The organism is Delftia sp. DS1230 (assembly GCF_040112715.1).
Taxonomy (GTDB): Bacteria; Pseudomonadota; Gammaproteobacteria; order Burkholderiales; family Burkholderiaceae_C; genus Comamonas; species Comamonas tsuruhatensis.
Genome location: NZ_CP157763.1, coordinates 2,792,404 through 2,808,557, shown reverse-complemented (window position 1 = coordinate 2,808,557; position 16,154 = coordinate 2,792,404). Strand labels below are relative to the sequence as shown.

Here is a 16,154-nt window from a genome sequence, read left to right as displayed (position 1 = left end):
GATCAGCGACGGCCCAGCATGAAGCCCAGCAAGGCGCCCACAGCCAGGGCTGCGCCAGCCACACGCCACGGCTCGTCGTGGGCATAGCGATCCGCCGCATAGGCGGCATCCTTGGCTTGGCGGGCCGCTTCCTGCGCGGCGCGCACAGCCGAGTCACGCACATTGGACATGCCGTCATCGATGCGCTGGCGCAGCATGTGGATTTCCGGCACGGCATCCAGCTCCTTGGCAGACAGCAGGCCACGCAGGTCGCTGACCAGTTTTTCAAGATCGGCTTGCGCGGTGGAGACGGTTTCAGTGATCGACTTCGTCATGATGAGCCTTTCTATTGAGGTGAAAACAAATACAGCGGGGAGCAGGCAATCATGTCGCCCGATACCTGTCACGCAACATGGGCAGGCCCTTGTTACATGCAAGCATCTTATCCAATTGTTCCCTGGCTTCCGGGAAGCGAGGGGGCCTGAGCCTTGTCAGACAAGGCCTGCCGTGGCCGTGTGTCGTGGACCGGCAGACCATCAGGCCAGCAGCTTCGCCACATGTGCGCCGATGGCCAGGCAGCTGGTCAGACCCGGCGATTCGATGCCCAGCAACTGCACCACGCCCGCAACGCCATGGACCTGCGGTCCCTGGATCGTGAAGTCTGCCGCCGCCTCGCCAGGACCGCTGATCTTGGGACGGATGCCAGCGTAGCCGGGCACCAGCGCGCCATCGGCCAGGGCCGGCCAGTACCGGCGGATCTCTGCATAGAAGGCGTCGGCGCGCGCTGGATCGACCTGCAGATCGCTTGCGCTTTCCACCCACTGCACATCGGGGCCGAACTTGGCCTGTCCACCCATGTCCAGCGTGAGATGAACGCCCAGACCTGCAGCCTCGGGCACGGGATAGATGAGGCGCGAGAACGGCGCGCGCCCGGACAGTGTGAAATAGTTGCCCTTGGCATAGAAGGCGCGTGGAACCAACTGCTGCGGAAAGCCTTGCAGGCGCGCCGCCAGCAACGGGGCATTCAGGCCTGCCGCGTTGACCAGGCTACGCGCCTGCAGCTGCGTGCCGTCGGCGGTGCGCAGCCACACGCCGCCAGACGTTGCGGCGGCCTCCTGCACCTCGGCATGGCAGACCACCATGCCGCCTGCGTTTTCGAGATCGCCCTGCAGAGCCAGCATCAGGCCGTGGCTGTCGATGATGCCGGTGCTGGGCGAATGCAGTGCCGCCACACACTGCAGCGCAGGCTCCAAGGCCCGTGCCTCGGGGCCATCCAGCCAGCGCAGATCATTGACGCCATTGGCCTCGGCCTTGCGCGCAATGGCCTGGAGCTGGCCGCGCTGCGCCTCATCCGTTGCCACGATGAGCTTGCCGCAGCGCTGGTGGGCAACGCCGCGTTCCTCGCAATAGGCATAGAGACGCTTGCGGCCTTCGACGCAAAACCGGGCCTTCAGCGAACCCTGGGGATAGTAGATGCCGGCATGGATGACCTCGCTGTTGCGCGAACTGGTGCCCGTACCAATGGCTTCAGCTGCCTCCAGCACCATGACTTCCCTGCCCTGCAACGCCAGGGCCCTGGCCACGGCCAGCCCCACGACGCCCGCCCCCACCACCACGCAATCGACCTGCTCGCTCATCCTGCCTGCCCTTTCGTCGTTCAGCCACTGATTATCAGACCGCGCCAGATACGAATACGCCGCAGATCACCGGGCTGCACTGGAATATCCAGGACCTGGAACAAATGGGAGCAACCAAAACGGAAAAGCCCTCCTGAACAAGTTTCAGGAGGGCTTGAATGGTGGGTGATACATGGATCGAACATGTGACCCCTGCCGTGTGAAGGCAGTGCTCTACCGCTGAGCTAATCACCCGTGAAGCACGGCTGCGAGGCCGTACTTCCTTGGAAAAAATTGGTGGGTGATACATGGATCGAACATGTGACCCCTGCCGTGTGAAGGCAGTGCTCTACCGCTGAGCTAATCACCCGTGAAGCATGGCTGCGAGGCCATGCTTCCTTGGAAAAAATTGGTGGGTGATACATGGATCGAACATGTGACCCCTGCCGTGTGAAGGCAGTGCTCTACCGCTGAGCTAATCACCCATGAAGCCGGCTGTGAGGCCCGCTTCCCTGGAAAAACTGGTGGGTGATACATGGATCGAACATGTGACCCCTGCCGTGTGAAGGCAGTGCTCTACCGCTGAGCTAATCACCCATATGTCGTTACTGCGACAAGACTTAGATTATGTCATAACTTCTAGGACTGATTTTCGAAGCTGCGCCAAATTGTCTTGCCGCCGCTCGATTTATCCATCTGCACCATCACGTCCTCGTGCGCGGCCAGCTCCTGATCATTGGCGCTCACCACGCGCAGCCTGAAGCTGCGCAGATCGACCTGCGCGACCACCAGGCCGCCCTCGGACTGGGCCGGCTCCTCCACCATCAGCAGGGCCTCCTGGCCTCGCGTGAGGTTGATGTAGACATCGGCCAGCAGTTCCGCATCCAGCAAGGCGCCGTGCAGCGTGCGCCCGGAGTTGTCCACTTCCAGGCGGTCGCACAGCGAGTCCAGCGAGTTGCGCTTGCCTGGGAACATTTCCTTGGCCATGACCAGGGTGTCGATGACACCGCTCACGCACTGCCTGATCGGCGGGCGGTTGGCAAGCTCCAGCTCCTTGTTCAGGAATCCCAGATCGAAAGGCGCGTTGTGAATGATGAGTTCAGCGCCTTGCAGATACTCCCAGATCTCATCGACCTTTTGCTCGAAGCGAGGCTTGTCCTTGAGGAACTCGGTGGTGATGCCGTGCACGCGCAGCGCGTCCGGATGGCTGTCGCGCCCCGCATTGAAGTACAGATGCAGGTTGTTGCCGGTCAGCTTGCGGTTGACCATCTCCACGCACCCCAGCTCGATGAGCCGGTCGCCGTTGTCGGCGGACAGGCCCGTGGTTTCCGTGTCGAGAATGATTTGACGCGACATGTGCTGGGTCCTCAGTGGTTTTCCTTGGCGTGGTTGAGCGAGTACTTGGGAATCTCGATGGTCACGTCCTCGCGCGCCAGGATGGCCTGGCAGGACAGGCGGGACTGCGGCTGCAGGCCCCATGCGCGGTCCAGCAGGTCTTCTTCCTCTTCCTCGGCCTCGTTCAACGAGTTGTAGCCTGCCTTGACCACCACGTGGCAGGTGGTGCATGCACAGCTCATGTCGCAGGCGTGCTCGATCTTGATGTTGTTGTCCAGCAGTGCCTCGCAGATGGAGGTGCCGGCAGGCGCCTCGATTTCGGCACCCTGAGGACAGTATTCGGCGTGGGGAAGTATTTTGATAACGGGCATGGCGGATCTGCGTTCGGATCAGAAATCAGGAAAGGGATTGCACGCTCTTGCCGGCCAGGGCCTGCTGGATGCTGCGGTTCATGCGCTCGGCGGCAAAGGACTCCGTGCCCTTGGCCAGCGCCTGTGTTGCGGCCTCGATGACGGCGGCATCCTCGGAGCCCACGCTGGCGCGCAGGGCGTCGACCAGAGCGTCGATGGCTGCGCGCTGGTCTGCAGCCAGCACATCGCCATCGGCCTGCAGCGCGCTCTCCGTGGCCATGAGCATGCGGTCGGCATCGACACGCGCCTCCACCAGCGCGCGCGCCTGAATGTCCTGCTGGGCCGTGGCAAAGCCGTCCTGCAGCATGCGGGCAACCTCGTCGTCCGAGAGGCCGTACGAGGGCTTGACATGGATATGCGCCTCGACGCCGCTGATCTGCTCCTTGGCACCCACCGACAGCAGGCCGTCGGCATCCACGGTGAAGGTCACGCGGATGCGCGCCGCGCCGGCTGCCATGGGCGGGATGCCGCGCAGTTCGAAACGCGCCAGGCTGCGGCAGTCCGCCACAAGATCGCGCTCACCCTGCACCACATGAATGGCCAGGGCCGTCTGCCCGTCCTTGTAGGTGGTGAAGTCCTGGGCGCGGGCCGTGGGAATGGTCTCGTTGCGCGTGATGATGCGCTCCACCAGGCCGCCCATGGTCTCCACACCCAGCGACAGGGGAATCACATCCAGCAGCAGCATGTCGCCGCTGGAACTGTTGCCCGCGAGTTGATTGGCCTGAATGGCAGCGCCCAACGCCACGACTTCATCGGGATTGAGGTTGACGAGAGGATCGCGGCCAAAGAACTGGGCCACTGCCTCGCGCACCTGGGGCATGCGGGTGGAACCACCGACCAGGACCACGCCCTGCACCTCGTCGCGCGTCAGGCCAGCGTCCTTGAGTGCGCGGCGCACCGCCGCCAGCGAGCGCGCCGTCAGATGGGCCGTGCTCGCATCGAAGTCGCCACGCTTGACATCGAAATGCACAGTGCCGGTGGACAGCTCTGCCGTGAACGTGGCGGCCTGAGCATCCGTCAATGCCTGCTTGCAAAGGCGTGCCGCCATACGCCAGCGGGCCTTGTCCTCGGCGGTCTGCGGAACCACGCCGGTCTGCTGGGCCACCCACTCAGCCAGTGCCGCATCGTAGTCATCGCCACCCAAGGCCGAGTCCCCCCCCGTGGAGACGACCTCGAACACACCCTGGGACAGGCGCAGGACCGAAATATCGAAAGTGCCGCCACCCAGATCGTAGACGGCGTAAACGCCTTCGGAGCCGTTGTCCAGGCCATAGGCAATGGCGGCAGCCGTGGGCTCGTTGATCAGGCGCAGCAGGTTGATGCCGGCGAGCTTGACCGCATCCTTGGTGGCCTGGCGCTGCGCGTCGTCAAAGTAGGCTGGCACGGTGATGACCGCGCCATGGATGTCGTCGTTGAAGGTGTCCTCGGCGCGAAAGCGCAGCGTGGCCAGGATCTCGGCGCTGACTTCCACGGGGGTCTTCGTGCCATCGATGGTCTCGATCCCGATCACGCCACGACCGGCTTCTTGCTCAGCAAAGCGGTAAGGCAGCTTCTCCGGCGCGTCGATGTCCGCCAGCGTACGGCCCATGAAGCGCTTGGCCGAGGCGATGGTGTTGCCCGCATCGGTGGACAGCGCCGCCTGCGCGGCGTAGCCGATCTCGCGGCGCCCCTGGGGCAGATAGCGCACGACGGAAGGCAGCAGTACCTGGCCCTGATCATCCGGCAGGCATTCGGCCACGCCATTGCGGACTGCGGCGACCAGCGAATGGGTGGTGCCCAGGTCGATACCCACGGCAATGCGTCGCTGGTGGGGATCGGGGGACTGACCGGGTTCGGAAATCTGCAAAAGCGCCATGGAAATACTCGGGGAAATTGCAGGTCCGGGCCGGCCGGCCTGCCTTGTGAATGAGGGACTCTCGTGGGAGGTTCGGGTCGCGGACTATTGTCCCAGTTGATCGCGGCGACGCTCTATGTCCTGCGCAAATCGCGCAACAAACATGAGGGCTCTGACCTGCTGCACGGCCGCCTGGGGATCGTGCAGTTCATCGAGCTGGCGGCCGCATTCGGCCAGCATGCTCTTTCTGGCCCGCGACACTTCGCCGTCCAGCGCGTCCAAGGCCGCCTCGTCCTGCGCATCGTCCAGCGCCTCGCGCCATTCCATCTGCTGCATCAAAAAGGCGGTGGGCATGGAGGTGTTGTCCTCGGCACGCACGGGTGCACCCAGCAATTCGCAAAGATAAGCTGCTCGCCTGAGCGGCTCTTTCAGCCGTTGATAGGCCTCGTTGATGCGCACCGACCATTGCATGGCCACACGCTGCGCAGCTGCGCCCTGCGAGGCAAAGCGGTCAGGATGGGCCTCGCGCTGCAACTCCTTCCAGCGCGCGTCAATGGTGCTGCGCTCCTGCGCAAATTGGCGCGGCAGCGCAAACAGCTCGAAATCGTCCGATTGCAGGTTCATGTCGATAAAAAGCCGCCAGCACCGAAGCGATGGCGGCCTCTTGAGGGAGTAAAAAGTCAGGGCCTGCCGGGCATGCCGCCAGGCCACCAGAGCCTGGCCCCCCGGCAAATGCCGGTCAGATGCGAAAGCTCTCGCCGCAGCCGCAGCGATCGCGCTCGTTGGGGTTGTGGAACTTGAAGCCTTCGTTCAAGCCTTCACGCACAAAGTCCAGTTCCGTGCCATCGATATAGGCCAGGCTCTTGGGGTCGACCAGCACCTTGATGCCGTGGTCCTCGAAGATCACATCCTCGGGCAACTGTTCGTCCACATACTCCAGCTTGTAGGCCAGCCCGGAGCAGCCCGTGGTCTTGACCCCAAGGCGCACGCCGATGCCCTTGCCGCGGCGCGACAGGTAGCGGCTCACATGGCGGGCCGCGGACTCGGTCAGCGAGATCGCCATATCAGGCGGCCACCACCGCAGTGCGCTTGGCACGGTAGTCGTCCACTGCGGCCTTGATGGCGTCTTCGGCCAGGATGGAGCAGTGCACCTTGACGGGAGGCAGGGCCAGTTCTTCGGCGATCTGGCTGTTCTTCAGCGCAGCCGCTTCATCCAGCGTCTTTCCCTTGACCCACTCGGTCACCAGCGAAGACGAGGCGATTGCCGAACCACAGCCATAGGTCTTGAAACGGGCATCTTCAATGACGCCGGTTTCGGGGTTGACCTTGATCTGCAGCTTCATCACGTCGCCACAGGCAGGCGCGCCGACCATGCCGGTGCCCACCGATTCGTCGCTCTTGTCGAACGAACCCACGTTGCGGGGGTTTTCATAGTGGTCTACCACTTTGTCGGAATAAGCCATGATGTCTACCTCTTCAATACTTGATTCGCGTGCCGGCCGACGCTCAGTGCGCCGCCCACTGGATGGTGCTGAGGTCGATGCCGTCCTTGTACATCTCCCACAGCGGGCTGAGTTCGCGCAGCTTGACCACATTGGTGCGGATGGTGCTGATCGCGTAGTCGATTTCTTCCTCGGTCGTGAAACGGCCGATGGTCATGCGCAGGCTGCTGTGCGCCAGCTCGTCACTGCGACCGAGGGCACGCAGCACATAGCTGGGCTCCAGGCTGGCCGAAGTGCAAGCGGAGCCCGACGACACTGCCAGCCCCTTGATGCCCATGATGAGCGACTCGCCTTCGACGAAGTTGAAGCTCATGTTCAGGTTCTGAGGCACACGGTGCTCCATGCTGCCGTTGATGAAGACCTGTTCCAGATCCTTCAAACCGTTGAGCAGGCGCTGTTGCAGCGCATAGGCCTTGGCATTGCTCTCGACCATCTCTTCCTTGGCGATGCGGAAAGCCTCGCCCATGCCGACGATCTGGTGCGTGGGCAGCGTACCCGAACGCATGCCACGCTCATGACCACCGCCGTGGATCTGCGCCTCCAGGCGCACACGCGGCTTGCGGCGCACGTACAGGGCACCCACGCCCTTGGGACCGTAGGTCTTGTGCGCGGTCATGCTCATCAGGTCGATCGGCAACTTGGACATGTCGATCTCCACGCGGCCCGTAGCCTGCGCAGCATCCACATGGAACAGAATGCCCTTCTCGCGGCACAGCGCGCCGATGGTGGGAATGTCCTGGATGACGCCGATTTCGTTGTTTACGAAGAGCACGCTGACCAAAATGGTGTCGGGGCGCAGCGCGGCCTTGAAGGCCTCAATGTCGAGCAGACCATCAGGCTGCACGTCCATGTAGGTCACCTCAAAGCCCTGGCGCTCGAGTTCACGCATGGTGTCGAGCACGGCCTTGTGCTCGGTCTTGAGCGTGATCAGATGCTTGCCCTTGCCTTGATAGAAGTGCGCCGCACCCTTGATGGCAAGATTGATGGACTCGGTCGCGCCACTGGTCCACACAATTTCACGGGGATCCGCGCCAATCAGATCCGCCACCTGGCCGCGGGCCTTCTCGATGGCCTCTTCGGCCTCCCAACCCCAGGCATGGCTGCGCGATGCAGCGTTGCCGAAGTGCTCACGCAACCATGGGATCATGGCGTCCACCACGCGAGGGTCCACGGGAGTGGTCGCGCCATAGTCGAGATAGATGGGGAAATGCGGGGTCATGTCCATGACTGGCTCTTATCAAAGTTCCGGCTGGCAAAAATCGGGAAGGCGATGAACTCCGGTGAATCCATCCGGGCGGGCAGCACCGCGCCACACAGCCATGCGCAGCGGCGCCCTGCCCTCAGGGTGTCAAAAGTCGATCAGGACTTGGCGAAGGCGTTGCCCAGCGCGAATACCGAGTTCGGTGCATTCACGCGGATGGGCTTGACCACGGGGGCCGTGGAAATCGCACGACGCACTACGGGCTTGTCCTCGATCTGGATGCCCTTGGCCAATTGTTCGTCGACGAGCTTTTGCAGCGTCACGGAATCGAGGAACTCGACCATGCGCTGATTCAATGCCGCCCACAGTTCATGCGTCATGCAGCGGCCTGCTTCGCCCAGACAATTTTCCTTGCCGCCGCATTGGGTGGCGTCAATGGGCTCGTCCACGGAGACGATGATGTCGGCCACGGTGATGTCGCCAGCCTTGCGGGCCAGCGTGTAGCCGCCGCCGGGTCCACGGGTGGACTCGACGAGTTCATGGCGGCGCAGCTTGCCGAACAGCTGTTCGAGATACGACAGGGAAATCTGCTGTCGCTGGCTGATGGCAGCCAGCGTAACAGGGCCATTGTTCTGGCGCAGGGCCAGATCGATCATGGCAGTGACCGCAAAACGGCCTTTGGTGGTGAGACGCATTACGAGCTCCTTCAGTCAGGCTTGTACGTTACAGAAACACCCGCTCCAGCGATTTGACTGGAGTTGGGCACAGTCTCCGCCCTTACTCCGTCCTGTTCAAAAGGTTCAGAGCCCTTCTTTTCATCGAAGTTTTTGTTGTTGTTGAGTGTTGACCCTGAGTGTACCACATTCCCCATCAATTTTGTCGGGTAACAAGAGCCAACAGGCTTCAGACAAGGCACCGCCTCAGGAAACCTGCGCGGAAGAGCCTCCGAACAGTTGCTCCTTGAGCAGTGCCAGCTGATCGCGCACCCGCGCCGCCTGTTCGAACTCCAGGCTGCGCGCATGTTCAAGCATCTGCTTCTCCAAACGCTTGATTTCCTTGGCCACATCTTTTTCGGACATGTCCTCGACACGCGCTCTTTCGAGCTGATTGGCCTCCAGACGTTCCGCTTCCTTGCCGCTTTTTTCGCTGTAGACACCATCAATCAGGTCTTTCACCCGCTTGACAATCTGCTTGGGCTCAATGCCGTTTTCCTCGTTGAACGCCATTTGCCTGGCGCGGCGGCGCTCGGTCTCGCCGATGGCCTTCTTCATCGACTCCGTGATCCTGTCCGCGTAGAGGATGGCCTTGCCGTGCAGGTTGCGTGCTGCGCGGCCGATGGTCTGGATGAGACTTCGCTCGGCGCGAAGAAAGCCTTCCTTGTCGGCATCGAGGATGGCGACCAGCGAGACTTCAGGGATGTCCAAGCCCTCTCGCAGCAGGTTGATGCCCACGAGAACGTCGAAGACGCCCAGACGCAGGTCACGAATGATCTCCACGCGCTCCACCGTCTCCACGTCGGAGTGCAGATAGCGCACCTTGACCCCGTTTTCGCTCAGGTAGTCGGTGAGCTGCTCGGCCATGCGCTTGGTGAGCGTGGTGATGAGAACACGCTCCCCGCGCTCGACGCGCAGGCGGATTTCCTGCAGCACGTCATCCACCTGGTTGGTGGCTGGGCGCACTTCGATTTCGGGGTCGATCAGCCCCGTCGGGCGCACAACCTGGTCCACGATCTGACCTGAGTGGGTTTTTTCGTAGTCTGCCGGCGTGGCCGAGACAAAGATGACCTGGCGCATGCGCCGCTCGAATTCCTCGAATTTCAGCGGCCGGTTGTCCAGCGCCGACGGCAGCCGAAAGCCGTATTCCACGAGCGTGGTCTTGCGCGAGCGATCGCCGCTGTACATGGCGTTGAGCTGACCGATCATCTGGTGGCTTTCGTCCAGGAACATGAGCGCGTCGCTGGGCAGGTAGTCGGTCAATGTGCTGGGCGGCTCGCCCGGGGCTGCGCCGGAGAGGTGGCGCGTGTAGTTCTCGATGCCCTTGCAGTGGCCGACCTCGGTGAGCATTTCAAGGTCGAAGCGCGTGCGCTGCTCCAGGCGCTGGGCCTCGACCAGCTTGCCGTCACCCACCAGTTGCTTGAGCCGCTCGGCCAGTTCCAGCTTGATGGTTTCCACGGCGGCCAGCACCTTGTCGCGCGGCGTGACGTAGTGGCTGCTGGGGTAGACAGTGAAGCGCGGAATGCTCTGGCGCACGCGGCCCGTGAGCGGGTCGAACAGTTGCAGGCTTTCAACCTCGTCGTCGAAGAGTTCGATGCGGATGGCCAGCTCGGAATGCTCGGCGGGGAAGACATCGATGGTGTCGCCGCGCACGCGGAACTTGCCGCGGCTGAAGTCCTGGTCGTTGCGCTGGTACTGCATGCGGATCAACTGCGCGATGACGTCGCGCTGGTTGATGCGGTCGCCGGTACGCAGCGTCATGATCATGCGGTGGTAGCTTTCGGGTTCGCCGATGCCGTAGATGGCCGAGACCGTGGCCACGATGACCACGTCGCGCCGCTCCATGAGACTTTTGGTGCACGAAAGCCGCATCTGCTCGATGTGCTCGTTGATGGCGCTGTCCTTTTCGATGAAAAGGTCGCGCTGGGGCACGTAGGCCTCGGGCTGGTAGTAGTCGTAGTAGCTGACGAAGTACTCGACGGAGTTCTTGGGAAAGAACTCGCGGAACTCGCTGTACAGCTGTGCGGCCAGTGTCTTGTTGGGTGCGAAGACGATGGCCGGACGACCCAGGCGGGCGATCACGTTGGCCATGGTGAAGGTCTTGCCCGAGCCCGTCACGCCCAGCAGGGTCTGAAAGGATTCACCGTCCTGGATGCCCTCGACCAGCTTCTCAATGGCGGCGGGCTGGTCGCCAGCCGGTGGATAGGGCTGGAACAGCTCGAAGGGGGAGTCCGCGAAATGCACGAACTGGCCCGAGGCCGCAGGTGCTGGAGAGGAATCAGAGACTTCGTGCATGACGTGGGTTCGCAAAAGTGGGTATCGGCCGGCGAGATCGCTAGAATTCATGGGTTAACCCGAAAGCCTACCGCAGCTTGGGGCTAGCCGCGTTTTTTCCACCTCCCAAGACATCCCAAGGACGCTTCATGTCTCTGTTTACCGCCGTCGAAATGGCCCCCCGCGACCCCATCCTGGGTCTGAACGAGCAGTTCGCTGCCGACACCAACCCCAGCAAGGTGAATCTGGGCGTGGGCGTGTACTTCGACGACAACGGCAAGTTGCCCCTGCTCGAGTGCGTGCAGGCCGCCGAGAAGGCGATGATGGACAAGCCCACGGCCCGCGGCTACCTGCCCATCGACGGCATCGCTGCCTATGATGCCGCAGTCAAGGGCCTGGTGTTCGGCGCCGAGTCCGACGTCGTCAAGTCCGGCCGCGTGTCCACGGTGCAGGCCATCGGCGGCACCGGCGGCCTGAAGATCGGCGCCGACTTCCTCAAGAAGATCAGCCCCGCTGCCAAGGTGCTGATCTCCGACCCGAGCTGGGAAAACCACAAGGCCATCTTCACGAACGCCGGTTTCGAGGTGGGCACCTATGCCTACTACGACGCCGTCAACCGCAAGGTGAACTTCGAAGGCATGCTGGCCGACCTGAACGCAGCGGCCCCTGGCACCATCGTGGTGCTGCACGCCTGCTGCCATAACCCGACCGGCTACGACATCACGGCCGAGCAGTGGGACCAGGTGATTGCCGCCGTCAAGGCCAAGGGCCTGGTGGCCTTCCTTGACATGGCCTACCAGGGCTTTGGCCACGGCATTGCCGAAGACGGCGCCGTGATCGGCAAGTTCGTGGCCGCCGGCCTGAACATCTTCGTCTCGACCTCGTTCTCCAAGAGCTTCAGCCTGTACGGCGAGCGCGTGGGCGCACTGTCGGTGGTCGCCAACGACAAGGAAGAGGCGGCCCGCGTGCTGAGCCAGCTCAAGATCGTGATCCGCACCAACTATTCCAACCCACCCACCCATGGTGGCGCCGTGGTGGCGGCCGTGCTGAACAACCCCGAGCTGCGCGCCCTGTGGGAAAAGGAACTGGGCGAGATGCGCGTGCGCATCAAGGCCATGCGCCAGAAGCTGGTCGATGGCCTGAAGGCTGCCGGCGTCCAGCAGGACATGAGCTTCATCACCACGCAGATCGGCATGTTCAGCTACTCCGGCCTGAGCAAGGACCAGATGGTGCGCCTGCGCACCGAGTTCGGCGTCTACGGCACGGACACGGGCCGCATGTGCGTGGCCGCGCTCAACAGCAAGAATATCGACTACGTCTGCCAGTCGATCGCCAAGGTGGTCTGACCGCCACTCCAGCCACCTGGCCCTGCGCCGGGTGAGAAGGCATGCCGCCAGCGCTCCCTGCCCTGGCGGCATTTTCTTTGTGCGGGCGATTTTTGCATCCTGGCAGTCCGGTATGCGCCAGGGCTGCGCGGGTACCGGTGCGATCATGCGGGCAGCCGAAACATCGAATGAAGAACGAGACGCTCCATTCCCATGCCAGATTACGCCTGCCTCACTCCCTTCACCTCCTCGCCTGCAGACGGGCTGCCCCTGTCCGGCGTACGCATTCTGAGCCTGGCACTGAACCTGCCGGGTCCCGCCGCCCTGATGCGCTGCGCGGCCATGGGCGCGCAGTGCAGCAAGCTGGAGCCGCCCTCTGCGCAGCCAGGGCCTGCCGGCGCGGACCCGATGGCGCTCTACAGCCCGCAGGCCTATTCCGACATGCACCAGGGCATCGCGGTCTGGCAGGCACAGCTCAAGACCGAGGACGGACAGGCCGCGCTGCACAAGGCGCTGGACAGCGCCGATATCCTGCTGACCTCGTTCCGCCCCGCCGCGCTGGCCAAGCTGGGGCTGGACTGGGCGTCGCTGCAGCAGCGCCATCCGCAGCTGTCGCTGGTGCGCATCGTCGGCAGCGCGGGAGCCCTGGCCGATGTGCCGGGCCATGACCTGACCTATCAGGCCGAGGCGGGGCTGGTACAGGGCGGCGCCATGCCACCCAGCCTGTTTGCCGACATGGCTGGCGCGCTGATGGCCAGCGAGGCCGTGCTCAAGGCCTGGCTGCTGCGCCAGCGCAGCGGCCACGGCAACCTCCAGGAAACAGGACTGGCACAGGCCGCGCAATGGCTGGCCCTGCCCTGGCACTGGGGCCTGACCCGGCCCGACGGAGATGTGGGCGGAGCACACGCAGGCTATCGCGTCTATGCCTGCGCCGACGGTTCGGTGGCCGTGGCGGCACTGGAGCCGCATTTCGCGGCACGCCTGTGCGCAGCAGCATCGGTGCCGGGCGATGGCAGCATCGCCTGCATGCGCAACCCGGCCACGCATGCGGCCCTGGAAGCCTTCCTGGCTGCCCTGTCCTGCGCCGAACTGGCAGACCTGGCCGAGCGCCACGACCTGCCCCTGCATCCGCTCGCCGCTCAGCCAGCGGCCTCGCGCCGCTTGTAGGCGAATGCCGAAAGGCAGCATCTGCGCACGACCTACAAGCCGCCTGGGTCGCGGCTGCCCGCTGAGTATGAACATGCTGCTGCCGACGACCCTCTTTACCGCGATAGCCTGCTCCTCTTAAATCAGAGCTGCGCATACAACCAGACAACCCGAACACATCTGGAAACACCCATAATCGGCTCATCTGGAGGCAGCCCCATGGTTCGAGAACATCCATCGACCGCCCCGCTATCCGGGATGCGTCAGCCACCTAGCCACTCAGCGCCTGGCCTGCAGCGCATCGGCGCCAGCGCCTGAGGCCGCCGCCGGGTCCCCCTTCCGTCCACCGCCTATGCAAAGCCAGCCCCCAGCCCATGTGCCGGTACTGCAGCTGGTGCAGCGCATCTGGCCCCTGGTGCTGGTGGTCGTGGTGCTGGTGGTCATGGCCAGCGGCAGCCTCTACCTTGTGTCTGCGGTGCGCGCCTTCGTGGCCGGAGAAAGCCTGTGGTCCAAGGCACAGAAGGATGCCATCTACGCCCTGAGCCGCTATGTGGACAGCGGCTCGGCGCGCGACCTGGCGCGCTTCGAGCAGGCCATGATCGTTCCTGCAGGCGACTGGCAGGCCCGCATGGCGCTGGACGATGTGCCGGCCAGGGTCAAGGACGCGCGCGCAGGCATTCTGCTGGGAGGCAACCACCCGGACGATGCCGACGCGCTGATCTGGCTGATGCAGACTTTTCGCCATGTCGAACTGCTGGAGGAGCCCTATCGTTACTGGAAGCAGGGCGACCAGTACCTGCAGCAGCTCGACCGGCTGGCGCAGGAGATAGAGCAGCGCCACACCGTGGGAAGCGTGAGCGCCGAGGACGTCATCACCTGGAAGCGCGAGATCGAGCAGATCAACGCCGGCGTCACACCCGCCACCCAGCAGTTCAGCGCCTCGCTGGGCCGCAGCTCCCGGCAGATGGTGGTGTGGCTGCAGTGCATTCACCTGATGCTGGGCGTGGCGCTGATCCTGGTGGCGCTCTGGCATACGCGGCGCATGCTGCAGCAGCGCCAGCAGGTGCAAAACGACCTGCTGACCGAAAAGGAAAGGGCCCAGACCACGCTGGCATCGCTGGGCGATGCCGTGATCACCACGGACGCCCAGGGCGTGGTGGACTATGCCAACCCTGCCGCGCTGGGCCTGCTGGGCAGCAGCGAGCAGCAGCTCAAGGGACGGCACCTGGCCAAGGGCCTGCATTTCAACAGCATTGACACCACCCAGACGGCGGAAAGCCTGCTGACCCATCTGCTGTCGGGTCGGCAATTGCGCGAAGAGCACACGCGGTGGCTGCGGCGCCATGACCGCAGCATCGTGCCGGTCAAGCTCATGGGCTCGGCCATCAGCGGCGGCGGGGAGCGCCCGGCAGGTGCGGTGATCGTGCTCAGGGATGTCTCGCGTGAGCAGCAGTATCTGGACCAGCTTTCCTGGCATGCCAGCCATGACGGCCTGACCGGGCTGGAGAACCGCGTGGAATTCGAGCGCCGCCTGCAGCGCCTGCTCAACCAGGGCCAGCACAGGCTGCGGCCCGCAGCCCTGCTGTACATGGATCTGGACCAGTTCAAGCTCATCAACGAGACCTGCGGCCATCCGGCGGGCGATGAAATGCTGTGCGAGGTCAGCCGTCTGCTGCTGCACAACCTGCGCGAGACAGACACCCTGGCCCGCCTGGGCGGCGACGAATTCGGCGTTCTTCTGGAGAACTGTCCGCCCGAGCCCGCGCTGCGCATTGCCGAAAAGCTGCGCCAGGCTGCCGAAGCCCTGCACGTGCACTGGGGCAAGCAGGTGCTGCGCACAGGACTGAGCATTGGACTGGTCCACATCGGCGGCGAGGTCCAGTCGGCCCAGGACCTGCTGCGCATGGCCGACATGGCCTGCTACCGCGCCAAGGAGCGCGGCCGCAACCGCATCTATGTCTACCGCAGCGACGACGGCGAATACACCCGCCACGTCAGCGAGATGGAATGGGTCACGCGCATACGCACGGCGCTGGAGCAGGAGCGCTTTTGCCTGTACGCACAAAGCATTGCACCGCTGCAGCCCGATGGCCAGCGCGGCCTGCATTTCGAGGTGCTGCTGCGGTTGCGCGACGAGCAGGGCCAGATCATCTCGCCAGCCGCGTTCATACCCGCAGCAGAGCGCTACGGCATCATGCCCACCGTCGACCGCTGGGTGATCGCCAGAACGCTGGCCACGCTGGCCGAGCATCCGGCCGCGCTGCGCCATATCGACACCTGCGCCATCAATCTGTCAGGCCCCAGCCTCGACGACGACGGGCTGCTGGACTTTGTGCAGGCGCAGCTGAGCACGCACGGCATCGCGCCGCAGCTGCTGTGCTTCGAGATCACCGAGACCAGCGCCATCGCCAGTCTGTCCAGCGCCACCCGGCTGATCCAGGCCCTGCGCACGCTGGGCTGCCGTTTTGCGCTGGACGACTTCGGCGTGGGCATGTCCTCGCTGACCTATCTGAAGCAGTTGCCCGTGGACTATCTGAAGATCGACGGCGGCTTCGTGCGCGACATGCTGCAGGACCCCAGCAACCACGCCATGGTGGAGATGATCAACCGCATAGGCCATATCCTGGGCAAGCGCACGGTGGCCGAGTATGTGGAAAGCCGGGAGATCGCCCAGGCCCTGCAGGCCGTGGGCGTGGACTACGCACAGGGCTTTGCCCTGGCGCGGCCCGTGCCGCTGGACACGCAGTACTTCGAAAGCGGTGCCCAGGCCGCCCGCCGCGAATGGCAGGGCACGCTGGCGCCGGCAGTCGGCTGAGGCG

General features: G+C 63.8%; 14 protein-coding genes and 4 tRNA genes. 3 read left to right on the top strand and 15 right to left on the bottom strand.

Annotation, left to right across the window (positions count from 1 at the left end):
• Positions 1–2: 2 nt before the first annotated feature.
• From AAN986_RS12585 to uvrB, 15 genes are all read right to left on the bottom strand, one after another.
• Positions 3–314: a DUF883 domain-containing protein gene (locus tag AAN986_RS12585; RefSeq protein WP_016447117.1), complete on the bottom strand. Its 312-nt coding sequence runs from the start codon at positions 312–314 to the stop codon at positions 3–5.
• 201 nt (positions 315–515) lie between these two features.
• Positions 516–1,616, bottom strand: a complete 1,101-nt coding sequence (locus AAN986_RS12580; RefSeq protein WP_034365914.1) for an NAD(P)/FAD-dependent oxidoreductase — start codon at positions 1,614–1,616, stop codon at positions 516–518.
• Positions 1,617–1,775: 159 nt separating this feature from the next.
• Positions 1,776–1,850, bottom strand: a tRNA-Val gene (locus AAN986_RS12575).
• A gap of 40 nt (positions 1,851–1,890) precedes the next feature.
• Positions 1,891–1,965 (bottom strand) — tRNA-Val (locus tag AAN986_RS12570).
• A gap of 40 nt (positions 1,966–2,005) precedes the next feature.
• Positions 2,006–2,080: transfer RNA gene (locus AAN986_RS12565), tRNA-Val, on the bottom strand.
• Positions 2,081–2,117: 37 nt separating this feature from the next.
• Positions 2,118–2,192 (bottom strand) — tRNA-Val (locus AAN986_RS12560).
• Between the two features lie 42 nt (positions 2,193–2,234).
• On the bottom strand, positions 2,235–2,951 hold the full coding sequence (dnaQ, locus tag AAN986_RS12555; RefSeq protein ID WP_016447119.1) for a DNA polymerase III subunit epsilon: 717 nt from the start codon (positions 2,949–2,951) through the stop codon (positions 2,235–2,237).
• Between the two features lie 11 nt (positions 2,952–2,962).
• Positions 2,963–3,301 (bottom strand): ISC system 2Fe-2S type ferredoxin, encoded by a 339-nt coding sequence (gene fdx / locus AAN986_RS12550; RefSeq protein ID WP_013802212.1) that lies wholly within the window; start codon positions 3,299–3,301, stop codon positions 2,963–2,965.
• Between the two features lie 25 nt (positions 3,302–3,326).
• Positions 3,327–5,195, bottom strand: coding sequence for a Fe-S protein assembly chaperone HscA (gene hscA, locus AAN986_RS12545; protein WP_047217015.1), 1,869 nt, complete (start codon positions 5,193–5,195; stop codon positions 3,327–3,329).
• An 84-nt stretch (positions 5,196–5,279) separates the two neighbouring features.
• Positions 5,280–5,798, bottom strand: a complete 519-nt coding sequence (gene hscB / locus AAN986_RS12540; protein WP_047217014.1) for a Fe-S protein assembly co-chaperone HscB — start codon at positions 5,796–5,798, stop codon at positions 5,280–5,282.
• Positions 5,799–5,913: 115 nt separating this feature from the next.
• On the bottom strand, positions 5,914–6,237 hold the full coding sequence (gene iscA / locus AAN986_RS12535) for an iron-sulfur cluster assembly protein IscA (RefSeq protein ID WP_016447122.1): 324 nt from the start codon (positions 6,235–6,237) through the stop codon (positions 5,914–5,916).
• A 1-nt stretch (position 6,238) separates the two neighbouring features.
• On the bottom strand, positions 6,239–6,637 hold the full coding sequence (gene iscU / locus AAN986_RS12530; protein ID WP_016447123.1) for a Fe-S cluster assembly scaffold IscU: 399 nt from the start codon (positions 6,635–6,637) through the stop codon (positions 6,239–6,241).
• Positions 6,638–6,680: 43 nt separating this feature from the next.
• Entirely contained in the window at positions 6,681–7,901 is a 1,221-nt protein-coding gene (locus AAN986_RS12525) for an IscS subfamily cysteine desulfurase (protein ID WP_017403940.1), read from the bottom strand.
• Positions 7,902–8,035: 134 nt separating this feature from the next.
• Positions 8,036–8,572 (bottom strand): Fe-S cluster assembly transcriptional regulator IscR, encoded by a 537-nt coding sequence (gene iscR / locus AAN986_RS12520; protein ID WP_012205825.1) that lies wholly within the window; start codon positions 8,570–8,572, stop codon positions 8,036–8,038.
• A 225-nt stretch (positions 8,573–8,797) separates the two neighbouring features.
• Complete coding sequence (gene uvrB, locus AAN986_RS12515) at positions 8,798–10,885, bottom strand: excinuclease ABC subunit UvrB (protein WP_016447125.1); 2,088 nt, start codon at positions 10,883–10,885, stop codon at positions 8,798–8,800.
• Positions 10,886–11,013: 128 nt separating this feature from the next.
• On the opposite strand from uvrB, the gene AAN986_RS12510 reads away from it, so the two are divergent.
• The 3 genes from AAN986_RS12510 (at position 11,014) to AAN986_RS12500 (ending at position 16,150) form a co-directional block, all read left to right on the top strand.
• Positions 11,014–12,210, top strand: a complete 1,197-nt coding sequence (locus AAN986_RS12510) for an amino acid aminotransferase (protein ID WP_016447126.1) — start codon at positions 11,014–11,016, stop codon at positions 12,208–12,210.
• A 192-nt stretch (positions 12,211–12,402) separates the two neighbouring features.
• Entirely contained in the window at positions 12,403–13,356 is a 954-nt protein-coding gene (locus AAN986_RS12505) for a CoA transferase (protein WP_047217013.1), read from the top strand.
• Between the two features lie 331 nt (positions 13,357–13,687).
• Positions 13,688–16,150 carry an EAL domain-containing protein gene (locus AAN986_RS12500; protein ID WP_043790148.1) on the top strand — a complete coding sequence of 821 codons (2,463 nt, stop codon included), beginning with the start codon at positions 13,688–13,690 and terminating at the stop codon, positions 16,148–16,150.
• Positions 16,151–16,154: the final 4 nt, after the last annotated feature.

What these genes read in the sequence shown, in the direction of transcription:
- hscA (WP_047217015.1), bottom strand. Translation starts at nt 5,195, where the DNA reads ATGGCGCTTTTGCAGATTTCCGAACCCGGTCAGTCCCCCGATCCCCAC.
- iscU (WP_016447123.1), bottom strand. Translation starts at nt 6,637, where the DNA reads ATGGCTTATTCCGACAAAGTGGTAGACCACTATGAAAACCCCCGCAAC.
- AAN986_RS12525 (WP_017403940.1), bottom strand. Translation starts at nt 7,901, where the DNA reads ATGGACATGACCCCGCATTTCCCCATCTATCTCGACTATGGCGCGACC.
- AAN986_RS12500 (WP_043790148.1), top strand. Translation starts at nt 13,688, where the DNA reads ATGCAAAGCCAGCCCCCAGCCCATGTGCCGGTACTGCAGCTGGTGCAG.
- hscB (WP_047217014.1), bottom strand. Translation starts at nt 5,798, where the DNA reads ATGAACCTGCAATCGGACGATTTCGAGCTGTTTGCGCTGCCGCGCCAA.
- iscA (WP_016447122.1), bottom strand. Translation starts at nt 6,237, where the DNA reads ATGGCGATCTCGCTGACCGAGTCCGCGGCCCGCCATGTGAGCCGCTAC.
- AAN986_RS12580 (WP_034365914.1), bottom strand. Translation starts at nt 1,616, where the DNA reads ATGAGCGAGCAGGTCGATTGCGTGGTGGTGGGGGCGGGCGTCGTGGGG.
- AAN986_RS12585 (WP_016447117.1), bottom strand. Translation starts at nt 314, where the DNA reads ATGACGAAGTCGATCACTGAAACCGTCTCCACCGCGCAAGCCGATCTT.
- dnaQ (WP_016447119.1), bottom strand. Translation starts at nt 2,951, where the DNA reads ATGTCGCGTCAAATCATTCTCGACACGGAAACCACGGGCCTGTCCGCC.
- AAN986_RS12510 (WP_016447126.1), top strand. Translation starts at nt 11,014, where the DNA reads ATGTCTCTGTTTACCGCCGTCGAAATGGCCCCCCGCGACCCCATCCTG.
- fdx (WP_013802212.1), bottom strand. Translation starts at nt 3,301, where the DNA reads ATGCCCGTTATCAAAATACTTCCCCACGCCGAATACTGTCCTCAGGGT.
- AAN986_RS12505 (WP_047217013.1), top strand. Translation starts at nt 12,403, where the DNA reads ATGCCAGATTACGCCTGCCTCACTCCCTTCACCTCCTCGCCTGCAGAC.
- iscR (WP_012205825.1), bottom strand. Translation starts at nt 8,572, where the DNA reads ATGCGTCTCACCACCAAAGGCCGTTTTGCGGTCACTGCCATGATCGAT.
- uvrB (WP_016447125.1), bottom strand. Translation starts at nt 10,885, where the DNA reads ATGCACGAAGTCTCTGATTCCTCTCCAGCACCTGCGGCCTCGGGCCAG.